Raw genomic sequence first — 18,832 nt, 5'->3', positions numbered from 1 at the left:
ACCGCGGAAGCTATATATTGGCTCTCGTCCCTTGCATATGCAAGGGATGGGAGCCTTTTTTGATAGCCTGATCATTAGCCTGTTTCATAGCAGGTAGACGATAGCGAACATCCGATGGTTGAAGATATGTAAAACTTGTCCATTTTAATGGAAAGGAAGGAGATTTGGAATGAAGTTCAAAGTGCCTAGAGGGACACAAGACATTTTGCCATCTGAAACATGGAAATGGCAGCAAGTCGAAAAAATCATTGATGAACTATGTGATCTATACCGTTACAAAGAAATCCGTACACCGATCTTTGAGCAGACGGAATTATTCCAGCGTCTCGTAGGAGATACGACAGATGTCGTCCAGAAAGAGATGTACACATTTACGGATAAAGGTGATCGCTCTTTGACATTGCGTCCTGAAGGAACGGCGCCTGTCGTCCGTTCGTTCGTGGAAAATAAAATGTTCGGCTATCCGGATCAGCCCGTCAAGCTCTATTACACAGGTCCGATGTTCCGCTATGAACGCCAGCAGGCAGGGCGTTATCGCCAGTTTGTACAATTTGGCGCAGAGGCGATCGGCAGCGCAGATCCGGCCATCGATGCAGAAGTGATTGCACTAGCGCTCGATGTGTACAAGCGTGCAGGTTTGAAGCACCTGAAGCTTGTGCTCAATTCGCTCGGGGATACGGAATGCAGAACGGCGCACCGAAAAGCGCTCGTTGCCCATTTCGGGCCGCATATCGGTGAATTCTGTGCCGACTGCCAATCAAGATTAGAAAAAAATCCTTTGCGCATCTTGGATTGCAAAGTGGATCATGGTCATCCATTAATCGCATCAGCACCATCATTGGCAGATTATTTGAATGAGGAATCAGCCCGCTATTTCGAAGATGTGAAAAGCTATTTGGATAATCTCGGCATTGAATATGAAGTCGATGCGAACCTAGTACGTGGTCTTGATTATTACAATCATACGGCTTTTGAAATCATGAGCACGTCGGACGGATTTGGTGCCATTACGACGTTATGCGGCGGTGGTCGCTATAACGGCTTGGCGGAAGAAATCGGCGGACCATCCGCACCGGGTATCGGCTTTGCCATGAGTATTGAGCGTTTGTTGCTCGCCATGGAAGCAGAAGGGAAGACATTCCAAGAAGAACCGGCCCTAGACGTCTATATCGTGACGCTCGGGGAACAGGCACGCCAGCCCGGCTTCAAACTGCTTGGAGAATTGAGAGCGGCAGGCATCCGATCGGAAATGGATTATATGGACCGCAAGATGAAAGCACAGATGAAATCGGCGGATCGACTGCAGGCGCGGATGGTGGTACTGCTCGGGGAAGACGAAGTGGCAGAAGGCGTCGTGCAGTTGAAAAATATGGCGAACGGGGAGCAAGTGAAAGTCCCGGTTGCCGAACTGATCGAAAAAATGAAAGAAACATTGTTAGGATAAAGAGAGGCGGAGAAAAGCAATGCAACGGACACATTATTGCGGCGAATTGACAGAACAAGTAATCGGAGAATCAGTGACACTGAAAGGTTGGGTTCAAAGAAGACGGGACCTTGGCGGCCTGATTTTCGTTGATGTGCGGGATCGTACAGGGATTGTTCAGACGGTTTTCAACCCGGATATTTCAAAAGAAGCTTTGGAAATTGCGGAAAAGCTACGCAATGAATACGTTGTCGAAATCAACGGGAAAGTCATTGAACGGGAAGAACAAACGAAAAATCCGAAACTGAAAACGGGAGCTATCGAAATCCAAGTAGCATCCGTCGAGATCATCAATGAGGCGAAAACACCGCCATTCATGATTGAAGATGAAACGGACGTAGGCGAAGACATTAAATTGAAATACAGATACTTGGATCTCCGCCGTCCGCAACTGGCACGGACGTTCAAAATGCGTTCGGATATTACGAAAACGGTTCGGAATTTCCTAGATGACGAAGGATTCCTGGAAGTGGAGACACCGATTTTGACAAAATCGACTCCGGAAGGGGCGCGTGATTACCTCGTACCGAGCCGGGTGCATGAAGGTGAATTTTATGCGTTGCCGCAATCTCCACAATTATTCAAACAAATGCTGATGGTATCCGGCTTTGACCGTTATTATCAAATTGCTCGTTGTTTCCGCGATGAAGACCTTCGTGCAGATCGTCAACCAGAATTCACACAAATCGATATGGAAATGAGCTTCATGTCTATGGAGCAGATCATTGAACTGAATGAGCGTTTAATGCAAAAAGTGATGAAAGATGTCAAAGGGATCGATGTTGAAGTTCCATTCAAACGAATTCCTTACGACGAAGCGATGGCACGTTTCGGTTCGGATAAACCGGACACGCGCTTCGGTATGGAGCTGATCGATATCTCCGAGCTCGCTCAAAACTCGGGTCTCAAAGTGTTTACAGGTGCCATCGAAGCCGGCGGACAAGTGAAGTTGCTGAATGTCAAAGGGGCAGCGGACAGCTATACACGGAAAGAAATCGATGGTCTTGCTGAATTTGCGGCCATTTATGGAGCGAAAGGCTTGGCTTGGTTGAAAGTTGATGAAGAGGGCTTGAAAGGTCCAATCGGCAAGTTTTTCCAAGACGAAGCGGGCGAAGCTTTGAAAGCGGCGGCGGATGCAGAAAAGGGAGACTTATTACTCTTTGCTGCGGATAAGAAGTCGGTCGTAGCGGATGTGTTAGGTGCACTTCGTACGAAACTTGGCAAAGACCATAACTTGATTGACGAGTCGAAGTTCAATTTCCTTTGGGTGACAGATTGGCCATTGTTCGAGTACAACGAAGAAGACGGTCGCTACTATGCGGCGCATCACCCGTTCACGATGCCTGCTAATGTAGAAGAATTGGTTACAAGCCCGGAAACGGTCAAAGCACAAGCGTATGACCTCGTATTGAACGGCTATGAATTGGGTGGCGGATCCCTACGAATTTATCAACGCGATGTGCAGGAAAAAATGTTCAAAGCGCTCGGGTTCACGGACGAGTCGGCGCGGGAGCAATTCGGCTTCCTACTCGATGCGTTCGATTACGGAACACCTCCGCACGGTGGAATTGCATTCGGCCTTGACCGGATCGTCATGTTACTGTCAGGTACAACCAACTTACGCGACACAATCGCATTCCCGAAAACGGCAAGTGCAAGCTGCTTACTGACAGATGCACCTAGCCAAGTGGATGACCGTCAATTGAAAGAACTAGGCATTCAAACATTATCATAATCATTTATCTTCATTCAGCAAATCTTTTTATACTGAAAGCGAAGCGTCAGCTACAGAAGACTCCCATCTCTATAGGTGGCGAGATGAATGCGGTTTTGTTTTCCTGTTCAGCGGGTGCTCAAACGCCCGCTGAACGTAGATAAAGCCTCCGGCGGATGTCACAGATTTTTTAGAGGAGCTTTTCGAGCAAGCCCGAAAAAATCTGGACGCAATTACGCCGAGGCGTAATTGATGTGAAGTTTGAAAAAAAGCTCAAGCATGGCGCCGGGGACTAGAGAGATTAGCGAATTGCTAAGATGTCTAGCGCCCCATCTAAAGGCGCAAATCTCGACTTTGAAAGATTATTCTGAAATTTATTCTAGTAAAATCATTGAACTGCTCTTTGATTTATGATAGGATACAGTTAATACAAATCCTGAAGTGTTCGTCATTTGCCAATCAGTTTTGACCGAACATTCTATCGTCGGGAGTCTGCGTTTCGATTTGGATGACCTGCCTTTCACAAGGACTTCAAAAGAGTTGAACAGGACACCCACCTGCTGAATTTGCAGGTTCAAAACGATACTACAAAGACGGCACATTCGGGATTTGTCTTTTAATGGAAAACTACCCCTCTCTGGTATACATACGGAGAGGGTTTTTATTGGGAAAATAGAAGTTATTCAAATGAGGAAGGCGGAATTAGTTTGTTGCACCAATTTTCACGGAATGAGTTAGCAATCGGTACGGAAGGTGTAAAACGTATGAAAGACACCACGGTCGCGATTCTGGGTGTCGGTGGCGTCGGTTCGTTCGCAGCGGAAGCGTGTGCCAGAAGTGGGATCGGGCGAATCATCCTTGTGGACAAGGATAATGTCGATATAACGAATGTCAATCGTCAATTGGTCGCGTATTTGTCGACAGTCGGCCGCTCCAAAACGGAAATTATGCAAGAGCGAATCGCAGATATCAATAAAGACTGTGAAGTCATTTCGCTCCATATGTTTTACACGGAAGAAACCTATGAAGAATTCTTCAGCTATGAGCCGGATTATGTGATTGATGCGTCGGATACGATCAGTTACAAAATTCATTTGATCAAAGAATGTGTGGCCCGTGGCGTTAAAATCATTTCGAGCATGGGTGCTGCCAACAAAATGGATCCGACCCGTTTCCAAATTGCCGACATATCGAAAACACATACCGATCCGATTGCAAAAGTGATCCGGTTACGACTGCGGAAAGAAGGCATTCGGAAAGGTGTTCCAGTTGTATTTTCCGATGAAAGTCCTATTGTGGTAAGAGAGGATGTCGTTGGTACGGTCGGAAAGCCGGATGCGCAAATTCGAAAGGCGAAAATGCCACCCGCCTCCAATGCATACGTCCCATCCGTTGCCGGCTTAGTATGCGCCAGCTGGGTGATGAATGATATCGTTTCTGATATCCATATCGAACGAGTAAAGGACAAGAAATAACAAAAAACAGTGCACTTCGCGCTCCAATAAAGAAATAGGAAATTAGTAAAAGCTGCCTATCGTTTTCTACAGGCAGCTTTTGTCGATTTTTATTAAGCACCTACGTCTAAAGCATGTTAAACTAGTTGCATAGATTCCTTGCAACTTACTTGCTTGAATGACGTCTTGATGTTGAAGCGGTTTGCAAGATGGATAAGTGGGAAATAGAAAGGAAGTTTCAATGTGAAAAAAGTGTTAAATGGGATGATCATCGGTCTTATCGTGCTTCTTCTAGCGGCATGTGGCAGTGCCCAAGCGAATGAGACGTTAACGGCGCAGGATGTCTATGAACGAGCGAAAGAGGCTTCCAGCAAACTGAAACAAGTTCGTACCACTGTCGTTTACGAGGATTATTGGAAGACGACTGTTCCGGATGAAAGAATGAGAGTGAAATACGAAATGACTTCGGATGCTCAACTTCAGCCTGACCAGTTCAAACAGAGGGTCAATGTCAATCCGCTCGGTGAAAAATCATGGCAAGCGGAAGTCTATAAGGTGAATGATAGACTGTTCATCAAAAAAGATGGGGAATCCACCATGGAAGAAGTGGCTTCAGGTTCCATGACTGAGCTGTTTGGAACAATGATCGCCGCTGTGAATCCGACATTGGATTTCACTATTTTCGAGCCGTTTGCAGATGATTTCGAGCTGGAGAAAATCGACTATGGCTACCGTTTGAAATTGGCGCTTTCAAGAGAACAGTACAAAGAATTCAGGAAGCAGATGTTGGCAGAAGTGACGGAAGAGGCACTGGCTGAAATTGAGGATGAATATCCTTTGATCAATAAGTTCGAAATGGAAATCAGCATCGATGGCTTGACTTATTTTGTCTCCAATTTCAAAATGACGCTGGATACGACAGCCTATTCGACGACTAAAATTGATGGCAATTCCCATCGGATCAAACAGAAAATGAATGCCGGCTATAGCCGATTTAATGACGTTGAGACCGTTAATCTTCCGACCGCAGTACAGGAAGCGGTTGCGCAATAAAACGAGAAACCTCCCACTTCACATAGGGAGGTTTTTCATTTTATTTTTTTCTAAATTCTTTCAATCGCTCATAGATGGCCGCCAATTTTTTTTCCTCGCCTGCAATAACCGGTTTATAAAATTCCGTTCCGCTTATTTTATCAGGCAAATATTGTTGGTCCACCCAACCACCGAATGAGCCGATCGGCGTGTCATGCGGATACTGGTAACCGACATGGCCAAGGTCTACAGCTCCAGCGTAATGAGCATCCCGCAAATGGAGCGGAATATCTCCCGTTTTCCCTTCATGGATCGCTTTTGCGGCTGCATCGAAAGCTTGATAAGCCGAATTCGATTTGGAAGCGAGACACATTTCGATGACTGCATTAGCGAGTGGAATGCGTGCTTCTGGCATCCCTAAGCGCACAGCTGCTTCGGTTGCGGCCAAGACATGCGGACCGACTTCCGGGGAAGCGAGACCAATATCTTCATAGGCCATTACGAGAAGCCGTCTTGAGACAGCTACTAAATCCCCGATTTCTAAAAGATGTGCAAGATAATAAATACCGGCATTGACATCACTGCCGCGAACCGATTTTTGTAAGGCGGATAATAGATTATAGAAATGCGATCCTTTTTTGTCCCCGAAAAGACCGATCCTTCCTAATAAGTTATCAATCAGCCAATCTTCGACAATCGTAGTCCCGTCCGTTTCATCGCTGGCGGAGATGACCGATTCCAGCACGGTTAACGCTTTACGAGCGTCTCCATTGACGCCTTCTGCAATGCGCATCAGCTGTTCATCCGTAATGGCAATCGTCATTTTTCCAAGGCCCCGCTCTTCATCCTTCACTGCCCTTTGCAGTACCCCTAACAAGTCCTCCGGTTCCAATCGGGTCAATTGTCGGATTTCTCCGCATCTCGAACGGATGGCAGGGTTCACATCATGATAAGGATTTTCGGTCGTTGCCCCGATCAGGACGATCGCGCCGCTTTCGACATGAGGCAACAGTGTATCTTGCTGCAACTTATTGAAACGATGGATTTCATCGAGAAATAGCAGTACTTTTCCTGTAATTCGTGATTCAGCAACCACTTGTTCGACATCTTTTTTCCCTGAAACGGTCGCATTCAAGGCGATGAAAGGCAGATTGCTAGTCCCAGCGATGGCATAAGCAAGGGAAGTCTTGCCGATGCCCGGTTCGCCATATAGCAACATGGAGGGCACATGTCCATTTTTAATCATTCGATAGAGTGCGGTCTTCTCACCAATAATTTCTTGCTGACCGGCTACTTCATCTATATTTCTAGGGCGCATGCGATACGCCAAAGGTTCATTATGCAATCCAACCACTCCTTTTTCCATCTAGGCTCCGGGCGCCAGATGCTCGGGTCAAAAGCCGTTTTGGCTGAGAGGCAAAAAACGCCTCGTCGCCAATTCGTCTTATGCCTGTCGCATCTAAGCAGGCGCACTCCGCTTTTGTTACCGCACGCTTGTTCTTTCATTATACACATTGAACGCTGAAAAATCATTTTCTATAAGAGAATGGGGGAGTTATGCTATACTATTTTGAAGTAATCGTATAAAAAGGACGGGATATGCCATGAAAATTTCGACAAAAGGGCGCTATGGATTGACCATTGTTGTGGAACTGGGCGCCAAATACGGAAAAGGACCTGTACCGCTGCGGAAAATAGCGGAAGAACAGGATTTATCGGAGGCTTATTTAGAACAGCTTATACCTCCGCTCCGCAATAGCGGCATCGTTAAAAGTGTCCGAGGCGCATATGGCGGCTATATGCTGGCCAAGGAACCGACCGATATTACGGCCGGGGATGTCATCCGTGTATTGGAAGGACCGATCCAACTTGTAGAGGGATTGGAAAACTCCGATATCCCGCAACAAGAGTTGTGGAAAAGAATCGGGGATGCGGTCCGCGGTGTACTCGATACGACGACTATCGAAGATCTTGTGAAATCTAACGAGTCTGATCCGTTAGACAGTTATATGTTCTATATTTAAAGGGGTTTAAAAAATCATGACAACTATTTATCTTGATCATGCTGCGACGACTCCGGTACATCCGGCAGTGACTGCTTCATATAAAAAACAATTAGAGACGGTATTTGGAAATCCTTCCAGCATCCATAGTTTTGGACGGGAAGCCCGGAAAGGGTTGGATATTGCACGCAAAATGCTCGCGCAATCCATTCAGGCAGAACCGACGGAAATCATTTTCACATCGGGCGGAACGGAATCGGATAATATTGCCATTTTCGGTACGGCTACTGCGATGAGAGACAAAGGAAATCATATCATCACAACAAACATCGAACACCACGCCGTTTTAAACCCATGTAAACAACTGGAGTTGCTAGGATACGAAGTGACGTATTTGGAAGTGAATGAGGAAGGACAAATTACACCAGAGCAAGTGAAGGCGGCTTTGAAGGAAAGCACGATCCTCGTGTCCATTATGTATGGTAACAACGAGGTGGGCACGATCCAGCCGATTCAGGAAATCGGTGAATTGCTAACTGGCCACCAAGCGAAATTCCATACCGATGCTGTACAGGCATATGGACTTGTTCCCCTGGATGTCGATGCACTTGGTGTGGATTTGTTGTCTGTTTCAGCCCATAAATTGAACGGGCCGAAAGGGGTTGGATTCCTGTATCAGCGAAAAGGCAACGATACGGCACCTCTTTTCTTCGGAGGTGAACAGGAACGGAAACGCCGGGCGGGAACCGAGAATTTGCCGGCTATCATTGCTTTCGCGGAAGCCGTGAGTATTGCACAGGAGGCAATGGCGCGAAACAAAGAGACGTATGAGCGATATGCTACAATACTTACCGAAGAGCTGGATACGCAAGGCACCATCTACGAAGTGAATGCAACACAAGCCCAGAGACTCCCTCATATCTTGAATATCAGTTTTCCAGGGACGGACATCGAATCATTGCTCGTCAATCTCGACATGGCAGGAGTGGCCGTGTCGAGCGGATCAGCATGTACGGCGGGCTCACTAGATCCTTCGCATGTCCTGACGGCGATGTTTGGGGAAGGTTCTCCGAAGTTGCGGAATTCGGTCCGTTTCAGTTTCGGTTTAGGACTGGACGAAGAAAAAGTCAAGGAAGCGGCTGAGAGAACGGCTAAAATTGTAAAAAGACTTGTGAAATGAAAAGATAAGGAATGAAATATAATGAAAACAACAAAAGCGCCAGCAGATACACGCGTCGTCATTGGCATGTCAGGCGGTGTCGATTCGTCTGTAGCGGCACTGTTATTGAAAGAGCAAGGCTATGATGTCATCGGCATCTTTATGAAAAACTGGGACGACACAGACGAATTTGGTGTCTGCACCGCGACAGAAGACTATGAAGATGTCATTCAAGTCTGTAACGAGATTGGAATTCCCTACTATGCGGTCAATTTCGAACAACAATATTGGGATAAGGTGTTCACCTATTTCCTTGAAGAATACAAAGCGGGCCGTACGCCAAATCCGGATGTCATGTGCAACAAGGAAATCAAATTCAAAGCGTTTCTTGACCATGCGATGAGCCTTGGTGCAGATTATTTGGCAACAGGCCACTATGCACAGGTGGTCGAAGTAGAAGGCGGCGTTTCGATGTTGCGTGGGAAAGACGAAAACAAGGATCAGACATATTTCTTGAACCAATTGTCCCAAGAGCAATTGCAAAAAGTGATGTTCCCGATTGGACATATGGAAAAGAGTGACGTCCGTAAAAAAGCGGTGGAAGCGGGATTGACAACGGCGACGAAGAAAGATTCCACAGGAATCTGTTTTATCGGCGAACGGAATTTCAAGGAGTTCCTGGGTCAATATTTACCAGCACAACCCGGCGACATGAAAACGATGGACGGCAAAACCGTCGGCCGTCATGATGGGCTGATGTATTACACGATCGGTCAACGCCATGGCCTCGGGATCGGCGGTGCCGGAGATCCGTGGTTCGTCCTCGGGAAAGATTTGGCGTCGAATGTCTTACTTGTTGGCCAAAATTTCCACAATGACGCCCTTTATTCCGATAGCCTGATCGCAACGGACGTTTCGTTTTCGACGGTTCGTGAATTGCCGGCAACATTTGAGTGCACAGCGAAATTCCGCTACCGCCAACCCGATACGAAAGTGACGGTTGAACTGGTCGGAGACGGAACGGCAATTGTCCGCTTTGCAGAACCGGTCCGTGCCATCACTCCTGGTCAAGCGGTCGTCTTTTATGACGGCGCGGAATGCCTCGGTGGCGGCACCATCGATAAAGTCATTAAAAACGGACAACAGCTCGAGTATGTCGGATAAGGGGAATTAGATAGATGGAATACAATGAAATCGGAATCGCAGCACTGCAAGAAGGTCAATATGAAAAAGCGGTAGAATCATTTGTCAAGGCGGTCGAACAGGACCCGGAAAATGCAGTCGGCTACATCAATCTTGGAAATGTGTTCGCTTCCCTTGGCGATGTTGAAAAAGCGGAACCGTTTTTCCAAAAGGCGATTACACTCGATGCAGAGGCTGGGACAGCTTATTACGGCCTTGCCAATCTTTATTACAATAAAGAGCGTTATGAAGAAGCGTCCAAATTATACGAAACGGCCATCCGTCAAGGTGTGGACGAAGCAGATGCTTATTTCATGCTCGGGAAAAGCTTGGAACGTTCGGATAACGGGAAATTGGCGTTACCTTATTTACAGCGGGCGGCAGAATTGGCACCAGATGACTTGGAAATCCGTTTGTCCTATGGGATACTCCTTGCCAATTTAGAACTGTTCAAAGAAGCGGGGGACGAATTCCGTTATATTATCGAACAGGATCCGGACAATGCCGATGCTCATTACAATCTCGGCTTTCTCTATGCGGTTTCGACTGACCAGAAAGACGATGCATTGCAGCATTTGGAACGAGCGTTTACGATCGATCCAGACCATGTCCAAGCACGGTATATATTCGACATGATCCAAATGGGTGAAAACGGACAATAAGGAGGTTGCGGTGATGGAAGGGATGCGTGAAGCGGGCAAGGTGGACGAGATTTTCTTGATCGGACGACCGGTAGTGACCATCTTCCATAACCCGGATAGCCTTTTTACAATCGTGAAATTGAAAGTCCGTGAAACGAATTGCGGTTATACAGAAAAAGAGATTATCGTTAAAGGGAATCTACCGCAACTCAATACGGATGAAGACTATAAATTTACCGGAAGGCTCGTCAATCATCCGACGTATGGTGCTCAATTCGATGCACAGACATTTGCCAAAGAAATGCCTGCGACCGAAACGGGACTGATCCATTATTTATCGGGGGATCTGTTTCCGGGCATCGGGATGAAAACCGCCCAGACGATCGTCAAACAACTTGGACAAGATGCCATAAAAAAAATTCTGGATGATGCATCCGTCCTAGACACCATCCCACGTCTGACGGATGATAAAAAAGAAACGATCGTCTCGGTTCTCCAACAGAATATGGGGCTTGAACGGACGATCATCCAGCTGAACGAATGGGGATTTGGCCCCCAAATAGCGATGCGCATCTATCAAACGTATCGAGAAGAGGCTATCACGATTCTTACGGAAAATCCGTATCGCCTGATTGAGGAAATTGAAGGTGTTGGTTTCCAACGTGCGGATGAACTCGGGAAAAACTTAGGGATTACCGGCAATCATCCAGACCGGATCAAAGCGGCCATCCTCCATTCGATAAACCAAGCGGTCCAGTCCGCGGGACATGTTTATTTGGAAGCGGAAGCCATCTTACCGGAAGTGAAGCGCCTGTTGGAAATGAGTCAACCAATCGAAATTCCATTTGACGCCATCTCACAAGCGATCATCGAACTGGTCGAAGAGGGGAAGGTAGCGGCTGAAGAACGGCGGCTCTACATCCCTTCCCTTTATTTTTCCGAAATCGGGATAGCTTCGAAAATTGAAAAGCTCTTGAAAAACGATACAGCTGATCAGTTTCCGGTATCTGAAATCAGGAAAGCGGTCGGTGAAGTTGAAGAACGGCTAGGCGTCAACTATGCGGAGACGCAAGTATCGGCGATTGAAACAGCCTTGCATTCCTCTGTGATGATTTTAACAGGGGGGCCGGGAACCGGGAAAACGACGGTTATCCGGGGACTTGTCGAAGTGTATGCGGAATTGCATGGCTTATCGCTTGATCCGCAAGAATATGCTAAAAAGAAAGAGACGTTTCCGATTGTTTTGGCAGCACCGACGGGACGGGCAGCGAAAAGAATGTCCGAGTCGACAGGATTGCCAGCGATGACGATCCATCGTTTGCTAGGATTCAACGGCCTGGAAAAGGAAGAAGAGACGGAGCGGGAAGTCGAAGGTAAATTGATCATCATCGATGAAATGTCAATGGTGGACACTTGGCTTGCCCATCAGTTACTGAAGGCGCTTGCGGATGACGCCCAATTGTTATTCGTTGGCGATCAGGACCAATTGCCTCCCGTCGGACCAGGACAAGTGTTACGAGATATGTTGGATTCGGGGAAAGTGCCTGTCGTTGAATTGACTGAGATTTACCGTCAAAGCGCCGGTTCGACGATCATTGAAATGGCCCATATGATCAAACGATCTGAATGGACAACTGATATGACGCAAAAGACATCCGATCGCTCATTCATCAAAGCGAGCGGTGAACGGATTCTCGAAGTGGTCGAACAAGTGGTGAAAAACGCCATCACGAAAGGGCATCACATCAAGGACATCCAAGTGCTTGCACCGATGTACCGAGGTCCTGCAGGAATCGACGGATTGAACAAGATGATCCAGGAAATGGTCAACCCACCTGACCCGAAACGGAAGGAAGTCGTATTCGGCGAAGCGATTTACCGGATAGGCGATAAAGTGCTCCAATTGGTCAACCAACCTGAGAGCAATGTGTTCAACGGGGATATGGGGGAAGTCATCGCTATTATCAAAGCAAAAGAGACGATCGATAAAAAAGAGTTGCTCGTCGTTTCGTATGACGGCATTGAAGTGACGTATGAACGAAGTGACTTAAACCAAATCACGCTTGCTTATTGCTGTTCGATCCATAAGTCGCAAGGGAGTGAATTCCCGATCGTTATTATGCCTGTTGTACGCAGCCACCGGAAAATGTTGCGCCGTAATCTTCTGTATACGGGCATCACCCGGGCGAAGAATTTTCTCATCCTATGTGGAGAACCCGATGAATTCAAGGCGGGGATCGAGCGGACGGATGAACTTGCTCGGCAGACAACGTTGAAAGAACGTCTGAATAGTGATATCGATGTACCGGAACTGGTTGAATCCGATGAGCCTACAAAGGCCGTTCCAGTGGATGAGCCGATCGAAGATTCGAAGGCCTCGGAACCGACAATATTCGAATTGACAACGGAAACATTCATCTCGATTGATCCGATGATCGGGATGAAAGGCATCACACCTTATCATTTTCTTGAGGCTAGCGATTGACAGCAAGTCGGATTTTTTCTATAATCAAATCCAGTTATCTTCATTCAGCAGAAAACACTCACCTCTATAGGTGGCGAGTGTTTGCGGTTTAGTTTTCCTGTTCAGCGTGCGTCCGAACGCCCGCTGAACGAAGATAAGCCTCCGGCGGATGTCACAGATTTTGAAAGGAGTTAAGAAGGCAGTCTAAGTTCGCGACGTCCTAATTAAGTGCCTTAATTTCTGCAAAGAACGCAGAAATACGGCAAATCGAACCCTTCGCTGTTCGATTCGCAACGACTGCATGACCTACATCCTGTAGGCCTCAAGCTCGATTCAAAATCTGGACGCAATTACGCCAAGGCGTAATTGATTCATAGATAATACGTTGACGGAGAAAGTACGCATCGCCACTCGTCCAGAAATAGACCCCCTTGGCTGTAAGGGTCTTCGAGGGGGCATGTCGGAAAAGCTACTCCCGAGTGCAGCTCATCCCTGCCGTTTGCCGCGTTAAGGCAGCCAGAGATGCCGGATCGTTTTGTTTCGGTAATTAGGGTGGTACCGCGAAATAGATCTTCGCCCCTTGTTTTAGGGGCGGAGATTTTTTATTTTGTACGATGTATTCGCTGGAACCTGAACCACCAAATAGAAATGTAGGAGGAATTACTCATGAAAAAACTTTCATCATCCCAAATCCGTAAACTATTTTTACAATACTTCAAGGAGCACGGTCATAGCATTGAGCCATCCGCTCCGCTCGTTCCGATCGATGATGCATCCCTTCTGTGGATCAACAGCGGTGTCGCGACGTTAAAGAAATATTTTGACGGACGTGTCATTCCAGATAATCCGCGCATTACCAATGCACAAAAATCAATCCGGACGAATGATATTGAAAACGTAGGAAAAACAGCACGCCACCATACATTTTTCGAAATGCTCGGGAATTTTTCCATCGGTGATTATTTCAAAGAAGAAGCAATTATCCGCGCTTGGGAATTTCTGACGGACGACAAGTGGATCGGCTTCAATCCTGAACTTCTTTCTGTCACAGTCCATCCGGAAGACGAAGAGGCATATGCCATCTGGCGCGATAATATCGGCATTCCGGAAGACCGTATCATCCGTCTAGAAGGGAACTTCTGGGATATCGGTGAAGGGCCAAGTGGACCAAACTCGGAAATCTTCTACGATCGTGGACCTGCTTACGGTGACGATTTCTCTGACCCTGAATTGTATCCAGGCGGGGAAAATGAACGTTATCTTGAAATTTGGAATTTGGTGTTCTCTGAATTCAACCATAACCCCGACCATACTTACACGCCACTACCAAAAAAGAATATCGATACAGGGATGGGATTGGAGCGTATTGTCTCCGTCATCCAAGACGTACCGACAAACTTCGACACGGATCTTTTCATGCCGATTATGCATGCGATTGAAGAAGTATCCGGTGAGAAATATGGCGAAGATGAGGAAAAAGACACAGCATTCAAAGTGATCGCAGACCATATCCGTACAGTCGCATTCGCCATCGGTGACGGAGCATTGCCGTCCAATGAAGGACGCGGTTATGTACTAAGAAGACTATTGCGCAGAGCGGTCCGCTTTGCTAAACAATTAGGTATTCATAAGCCGTTCATGTACAATCTTGTACCAGTAGTCGGAGAAATCATGGAAGACTTCTATCCGGAAGTGACAGAAAAACAAGCGTTCATCATGAAAGTGATCAAAAACGAAGAAGAGCGTTTCCACGAAACATTGACAGAAGGGCTTGCGATCCTATCCGGTGTTATCGAGCAAGCGAAGTCGACAGGTACAGCCATCGTACCAGGTGCGGATGCATTCCGTCTCTATGACACATACGGCTTCCCATTCGAATTGACAGAAGAGTACGCGGAAGAGGCAGGGATCTCTGTTGACCGTGCCGGCTTTGAAGCGGAAATGGAGAACCAGCGCCAACGTGCACGTGCGGCACGTCAAGATGTCGACTCGATGCATGTTCAATCGGGCGTGCTTGGAGATATCCATGAGGCAAGTGAATTTATCGGGTATGATCAATTAGCGGTCGAATCGACAGTTGTCACACTTTTGAAAGATGGCGTATTGGCGGAACAAGCTTCCGAAGGAGAAGAGATCCAATTCATCTTAGACCGTACACCGTTCTATGCGGAAAGCGGCGGACAAGTGGCGGATAAAGGGACCATTAGCGGTGAGACATTCGTCGCAGATGTACAAGATGTACAAAAAGCACCGAACGGACAAAATTTGCATACTGCAATCATCCGTTCCGGGGAAATGACTAAAGGGGCAAAAGTCTTGGCAGAAGTGGATCAGGCCGCAAGAAAACTGACAATCCGCAATCATACGGCAACCCATCTTCTCCACAGAGCATTGAAAGATGTACTAGGTGAACATGTCAATCAGGCAGGTTCTTATGTCGGACCGGATCGTCTGCGTTTCGACTTCTCCCATTTCGGTCAAGTGACGAAAGAAGAGCTCGAAAAAATCGAACAGATTGTCAATGAAAAGATTTGGGCGGATATTGCTGTGGACATTGCTCAAAAACCAATCGAGGAAGCGAAACAGATGGGCGCCATGGCATTGTTCGGCGAAAAATACGGAGATGTCGTCCGCGTCGTTTCAGTAGGCGATTATTCATTAGAACTATGTGGAGGATGCCATGTACCTACAACATCCGTCATTGGTTTGTTCAAGCTGGTTTCCGAAAGTGGAATCGGTGCAGGGACTCGAAGAATCGAAGCATTGACCGGACAACAGGCATACCGTTCGTTCAAGGAAGAGGAAGCGACGCTCGTCCATGCCGCAGGACTTTTGAAATCCAATCCAAAAGATATCGTGACGAAGGTAGGATCTCTCCTTACGGATATGAAAGAGCTACAGCGTGAAAACGAATCACTTTCCGCGAAACTCGGAAACAGCCAATTATCGGATATTTTAGCGAATGCCGAACAGATCGGGGACGTCTCGGTCATCGCTGCGCGGGTCGATGTCAAAGACAATAATGGACTTCGTCAAATGATGGATGAGATGAAACAGAAATTGACGAAAGCGGTCGTGGTACTCGGTGCCTCAGCAGACGGGAAAGTGATGCTTGTTTCAGGGATCACAGAAGACTTGAAAGCCAGCGACTATCACGCGGGTAAAATCGTCAATCATGTTGCTTCACAATGCGGCGGAAAAGGCGGCGGCAGACAAGATATGGCAATGGCTGGTGCGAAAGATGCTTCTAAACTTGATGATGCGCTTCAATCCGTGTATGATTATGTCAAATCTGTTTAATCAGCTACACAAATCGGGTATACTAAAAGACGGAATGTAAACCGATTCGTAAAACGGATGATCTGAAAGCGGGGTGTCGATCATGGATTCTTACGATAAGACGATGAAATTCAATTTTCCTGAAGAATCGATGGAGCAGGAAGTGAAGCAAGTGATGCTCCATGTGCACAAGGCATTGGATGACAAGGGATACAATCCGATCAATCAGATTGTCGGTTATCTTCTTTCGGGAGATCCGGCCTATATACCTCGTCATGAGGATGCTCGTAATCTGATTCGAAAACTGGAGCGGGATGAGATTCTGGAAGAATTGGTCAAGTTTTATATCCGTGAAAACGGAGGGAAATCGGATTGAGGATCATGGGATTGGATGTAGGAACCAAAACGGTTGGCGTTGCGATCAGTGATGCCCTTGGGTGGACAGCCCAGGGCATCGAAACCGTTAAGATCGATGAAAGTGCCGGCCAGTTTGGCATGGAAAGAATCCGCGAACTTGTTCAAGAATACGAAGTGAACGAGTTTATCGTTGGCTATCCGAAGAATATGAACAACACGATCGGCCCAAGAGGGGAAGCTTCCGAAAACTATGCGCGTCTGTTAACGGAGACATTCGGATTTCCTGTCACATTATGGGACGAACGATTGACGACGATGGCAGCTGAACGGATGCTGATCGACGCGGATGTCAGCCGAAAAAAAAGGAAGACCGTCATCGATAAGATGGCTGCAGTCATGATACTCCAAGGGTATCTTGATTCAAAAAACTAATGAGGTGATCAGTTTGGAACACGGACAAGAAACAATGACAATCGTCGATGAAAACGGTAATGAGCATGTGTGCGAAGTAATATTCACATTCGACTCAGAAGAATTCGGAAAATCTTATGTCCTTTATCATGTATTAGATGGTGAAGAGAAAGATGACGACGAAGAAGTCGAAATCCATGCATCTGCATTTATTCCTTCCGAGGACAATGAGGATGGCGAACTCTTCCCGATTGAAGATGATGCAGAGTGGGAAATGATCGAGGAAATGTTAAATACTTTCCTAGCGGAAGAAGAGGACGAAGACTAATCCATATGTGCACGGACGGGACGGTGCAGACCGTTCCGTTTTTCTTCGTTGCTTAAATGAATACATAGTGATTGAGCGATCGTCTGTACGTTTGCCAACGATAGCATCTGGCTAATGAAGGTTGAATGGAAGGTTCGCAGTTTCAAGCAGAAGAGGTGAAATTCATTTGGGAAAAGAATCAAAAAAAGAGATGATGTTCGAGCGAATGCTTGAAAAGAAGAAGGAAGTGAAAGTTGTCAGACGGATTGTATTTGGCATCACGCTTGTCCTTCTCCTGATCGGTCTGATCGGTGGACGTAGCGCCTATAAGTATGTAACGGGGGCACTGCAGCCTGTTGATCCAGATGCAGAGGAAGTCATTGAAGTGGAAATTCCGATCGGCTCAGGTCTTGATACGATATCTGCTAAACTTGCAGAAAAGGGAATTATTAAAAACGCACGTATTTTTAAATACTATGCAAAATTTAATAATGAGTCCCAATTTCAAGCGGGGACATATGGATTGACAAAAGCGATGACGCCCGACGAGTTGATCGAAAGTTTGAAAACGGGCAAAGTGTATCGGGAACCGGTCTTTACAATAACAGTTCCTGAAGGGTTAACATTGAAACAAATTGCGAAAATTGTTGAAAAAGAAACGAATATCACAGAAGAGGAATTTCTGAATTACGTTGGAGATGAAGCGACAATTGACCGGCTGATTGGAAAATATTCACGAATTTTGACCGAGGATATTAAAGGGGATCAGATTAAATATCCGTTGGAAGGTTATTTATTCCCTGCGACCTATCCTTTCTATGAAGAAAATCCTTCTGTCGAAACGATTGTCGATGCCATGGTCCAAGCGACGGCTACCAATGTCACACCGTATTTGGACTATCTTCAAAGTGAAGAGAAATCAGTGCATTGGCTATTAACCTTTGCATCCTTACTGGAAGAAGAGGCGACAGCACAATCCGATCGTGAGACGATAGCGAGCGTCTTCTACAATCGATTGGACATCGATATGCCGTTGCAAACCGATCCGACCGTCCTGTACGCGTTAGGGGCCCATAAAGACCGTGTCCTCTATGCCGATTTGGAAGTGGCGGATCCGTATAATACGTATAAGAATAAAGGCTTACCACCCGGCCCGATTGCTGGAGCAGGAAAGTCTTCCCTTGAAGCGGTTGTCGCACCTGCTGAAACGAATTATCTATACTTTTTGGCAGATAAGGAAGGCGTCAACCATTTCACGGATTCGTATGATCAGCATTTGAAAAACCGTGACCGCTATTTATCAGGCGACTGATCGCGACATTTTAACCTTTTAGGAAGGTGAACGG

General features: G+C 46.7%; 15 protein-coding genes, 1 other RNA gene and 1 other annotated feature (1 of these 17 cut by a window edge). Of the genes, 15 read left to right on the top strand and 1 reads right to left on the bottom strand.

The genetic code is table 11. From position 1 onward, the window contains the following. Positions 1 to 35, top strand: a binding site (T-box leader); it begins 205 nt to the left of the window's first position. A 134-nt stretch (positions 36 to 169) separates the two neighbouring features. From hisS to ACFPRA_RS19680, 5 genes are all read left to right on the top strand, one after another. Further along, positions 170 to 1,444, top strand: coding sequence for a histidine--tRNA ligase (gene hisS, locus ACFPRA_RS19700; protein WP_381438478.1), 1,275 nt, complete (start codon positions 170 to 172; stop codon positions 1,442 to 1,444). 19 nt (positions 1,445 to 1,463) lie between these two features. Continuing rightward, positions 1,464 to 3,218 (top strand): aspartate--tRNA ligase, encoded by a 1,755-nt coding sequence (gene aspS, locus ACFPRA_RS19695; RefSeq protein WP_381438475.1) that lies wholly within the window; start codon positions 1,464 to 1,466, stop codon positions 3,216 to 3,218. A gap of 409 nt (positions 3,219 to 3,627) precedes the next feature. Continuing rightward, positions 3,628 to 3,810: non-coding RNA, 6S RNA (gene ssrS / locus ACFPRA_RS19690), on the top strand. Between the two features lie 94 nt (positions 3,811 to 3,904). Beyond that, entirely contained in the window at positions 3,905 to 4,672 is a 768-nt protein-coding gene (locus ACFPRA_RS19685; RefSeq protein WP_381438473.1) for a tRNA threonylcarbamoyladenosine dehydratase, read from the top strand. Between the two features lie 222 nt (positions 4,673 to 4,894). Continuing rightward, positions 4,895 to 5,704 (top strand): DUF6612 family protein, encoded by an 810-nt coding sequence (locus tag ACFPRA_RS19680; protein ID WP_381438470.1) that lies wholly within the window; start codon positions 4,895 to 4,897, stop codon positions 5,702 to 5,704. Positions 5,705 to 5,744: 40 nt separating this feature from the next. Here the strand turns inward: ACFPRA_RS19680 and ACFPRA_RS19675 are convergent, their stop codons facing one another. Further along, positions 5,745 to 7,028, bottom strand: a complete 1,284-nt coding sequence (locus ACFPRA_RS19675) for a replication-associated recombination protein A (RefSeq protein ID WP_381438468.1) — start codon at positions 7,026 to 7,028, stop codon at positions 5,745 to 5,747. A 259-nt stretch (positions 7,029 to 7,287) separates the two neighbouring features. Here ACFPRA_RS19675 and cymR point away from each other — a divergent pair, with 259 nt between their 5' ends. The 10 genes from cymR to mltG all read left to right on the top strand — a co-directional run bounded on the left by cymR (position 7,288) and on the right by mltG (position 18,798). Continuing rightward, positions 7,288 to 7,707, top strand: a complete 420-nt coding sequence (gene cymR, locus ACFPRA_RS19670) for a cysteine metabolism transcriptional regulator CymR (protein ID WP_381438466.1) — start codon at positions 7,288 to 7,290, stop codon at positions 7,705 to 7,707. A gap of 16 nt (positions 7,708 to 7,723) precedes the next feature. Further along, entirely contained in the window at positions 7,724 to 8,866 is a 1,143-nt protein-coding gene (locus ACFPRA_RS19665) for a cysteine desulfurase family protein (RefSeq protein WP_381438464.1), read from the top strand. A 21-nt stretch (positions 8,867 to 8,887) separates the two neighbouring features. After that, positions 8,888 to 10,009, top strand: a complete 1,122-nt coding sequence (gene mnmA / locus ACFPRA_RS19660; RefSeq protein WP_381438461.1) for a tRNA 2-thiouridine(34) synthase MnmA — start codon at positions 8,888 to 8,890, stop codon at positions 10,007 to 10,009. Between the two features lie 14 nt (positions 10,010 to 10,023). Further along, the gene (locus ACFPRA_RS19655) at positions 10,024 to 10,689 is read left to right on the top strand and encodes a tetratricopeptide repeat protein (protein ID WP_381438459.1); all 666 of its coding nucleotides are present in this window, start codon (positions 10,024 to 10,026) and stop codon (positions 10,687 to 10,689) included. Positions 10,690 to 10,702: 13 nt separating this feature from the next. Beyond that, positions 10,703 to 13,153 carry an SF1B family DNA helicase RecD2 gene (recD2, locus tag ACFPRA_RS19650; RefSeq protein WP_381438457.1) on the top strand — a complete coding sequence of 817 codons (2,451 nt, stop codon included), beginning with the start codon at positions 10,703 to 10,705 and terminating at the stop codon, positions 13,151 to 13,153. A gap of 645 nt (positions 13,154 to 13,798) precedes the next feature. Continuing rightward, positions 13,799 to 16,432, top strand: coding sequence for an alanine--tRNA ligase (gene alaS / locus ACFPRA_RS19645; protein ID WP_381438455.1), 2,634 nt, complete (start codon positions 13,799 to 13,801; stop codon positions 16,430 to 16,432). A gap of 82 nt (positions 16,433 to 16,514) precedes the next feature. Further along, the gene (locus ACFPRA_RS19640; protein WP_239391477.1) at positions 16,515 to 16,787 is read left to right on the top strand and encodes an IreB family regulatory phosphoprotein; all 273 of its coding nucleotides are present in this window, start codon (positions 16,515 to 16,517) and stop codon (positions 16,785 to 16,787) included. Then, positions 16,784 to 17,200 (top strand): Holliday junction resolvase RuvX, encoded by a 417-nt coding sequence (ruvX, locus tag ACFPRA_RS19635; protein WP_381438452.1) that lies wholly within the window; start codon positions 16,784 to 16,786, stop codon positions 17,198 to 17,200. The genes ACFPRA_RS19640 and ruvX overlap by 4 nt, the downstream gene beginning before the upstream one ends. Positions 17,201 to 17,213: 13 nt before the next feature. Continuing rightward, positions 17,214 to 17,507 carry a DUF1292 domain-containing protein gene (locus tag ACFPRA_RS19630; protein ID WP_239391475.1) on the top strand — a complete coding sequence of 98 codons (294 nt, stop codon included), beginning with the start codon at positions 17,214 to 17,216 and terminating at the stop codon, positions 17,505 to 17,507. A 166-nt stretch (positions 17,508 to 17,673) separates the two neighbouring features. After that, positions 17,674 to 18,798 (top strand): endolytic transglycosylase MltG, encoded by a 1,125-nt coding sequence (gene mltG, locus ACFPRA_RS19625; RefSeq protein ID WP_381438449.1) that lies wholly within the window; start codon positions 17,674 to 17,676, stop codon positions 18,796 to 18,798. The last annotated feature ends 34 nt before the right edge of the window (positions 18,799 to 18,832 follow it).

This window comes from Sporosarcina soli, from assembly GCF_042655805.1.
Taxonomy (GTDB): Bacteria; Bacillota; Bacilli; order Bacillales_A; family Planococcaceae; genus Sporosarcina; species Sporosarcina soli.
This window is presented reverse-complemented; position numbering and strand designations above follow the sequence as displayed.

Bases quoted from the DNA above. Each gene is read 5' to 3' on its own strand.
- hisS (WP_381438478.1), top strand. From the start codon at position 170: ATGAAGTTCAAAGTGCCTAGAGGGACACAAGACATTTTGCCATCTGAA.
- mnmA (WP_381438461.1), top strand. From the start codon at position 8,888: ATGAAAACAACAAAAGCGCCAGCAGATACACGCGTCGTCATTGGCATG.
- alaS (WP_381438455.1), top strand. From the start codon at position 13,799: ATGAAAAAACTTTCATCATCCCAAATCCGTAAACTATTTTTACAATAC.
- cymR (WP_381438466.1), top strand. From the start codon at position 7,288: ATGAAAATTTCGACAAAAGGGCGCTATGGATTGACCATTGTTGTGGAA.
- ACFPRA_RS19655 (WP_381438459.1), top strand. From the start codon at position 10,024: ATGGAATACAATGAAATCGGAATCGCAGCACTGCAAGAAGGTCAATAT.
- ACFPRA_RS19665 (WP_381438464.1), top strand. From the start codon at position 7,724: ATGACAACTATTTATCTTGATCATGCTGCGACGACTCCGGTACATCCG.
- aspS (WP_381438475.1), top strand. From the start codon at position 1,464: ATGCAACGGACACATTATTGCGGCGAATTGACAGAACAAGTAATCGGA.
- recD2 (WP_381438457.1), top strand. From the start codon at position 10,703: ATGGAAGGGATGCGTGAAGCGGGCAAGGTGGACGAGATTTTCTTGATC.
- ACFPRA_RS19640 (WP_239391477.1), top strand. From the start codon at position 16,515: ATGGATTCTTACGATAAGACGATGAAATTCAATTTTCCTGAAGAATCG.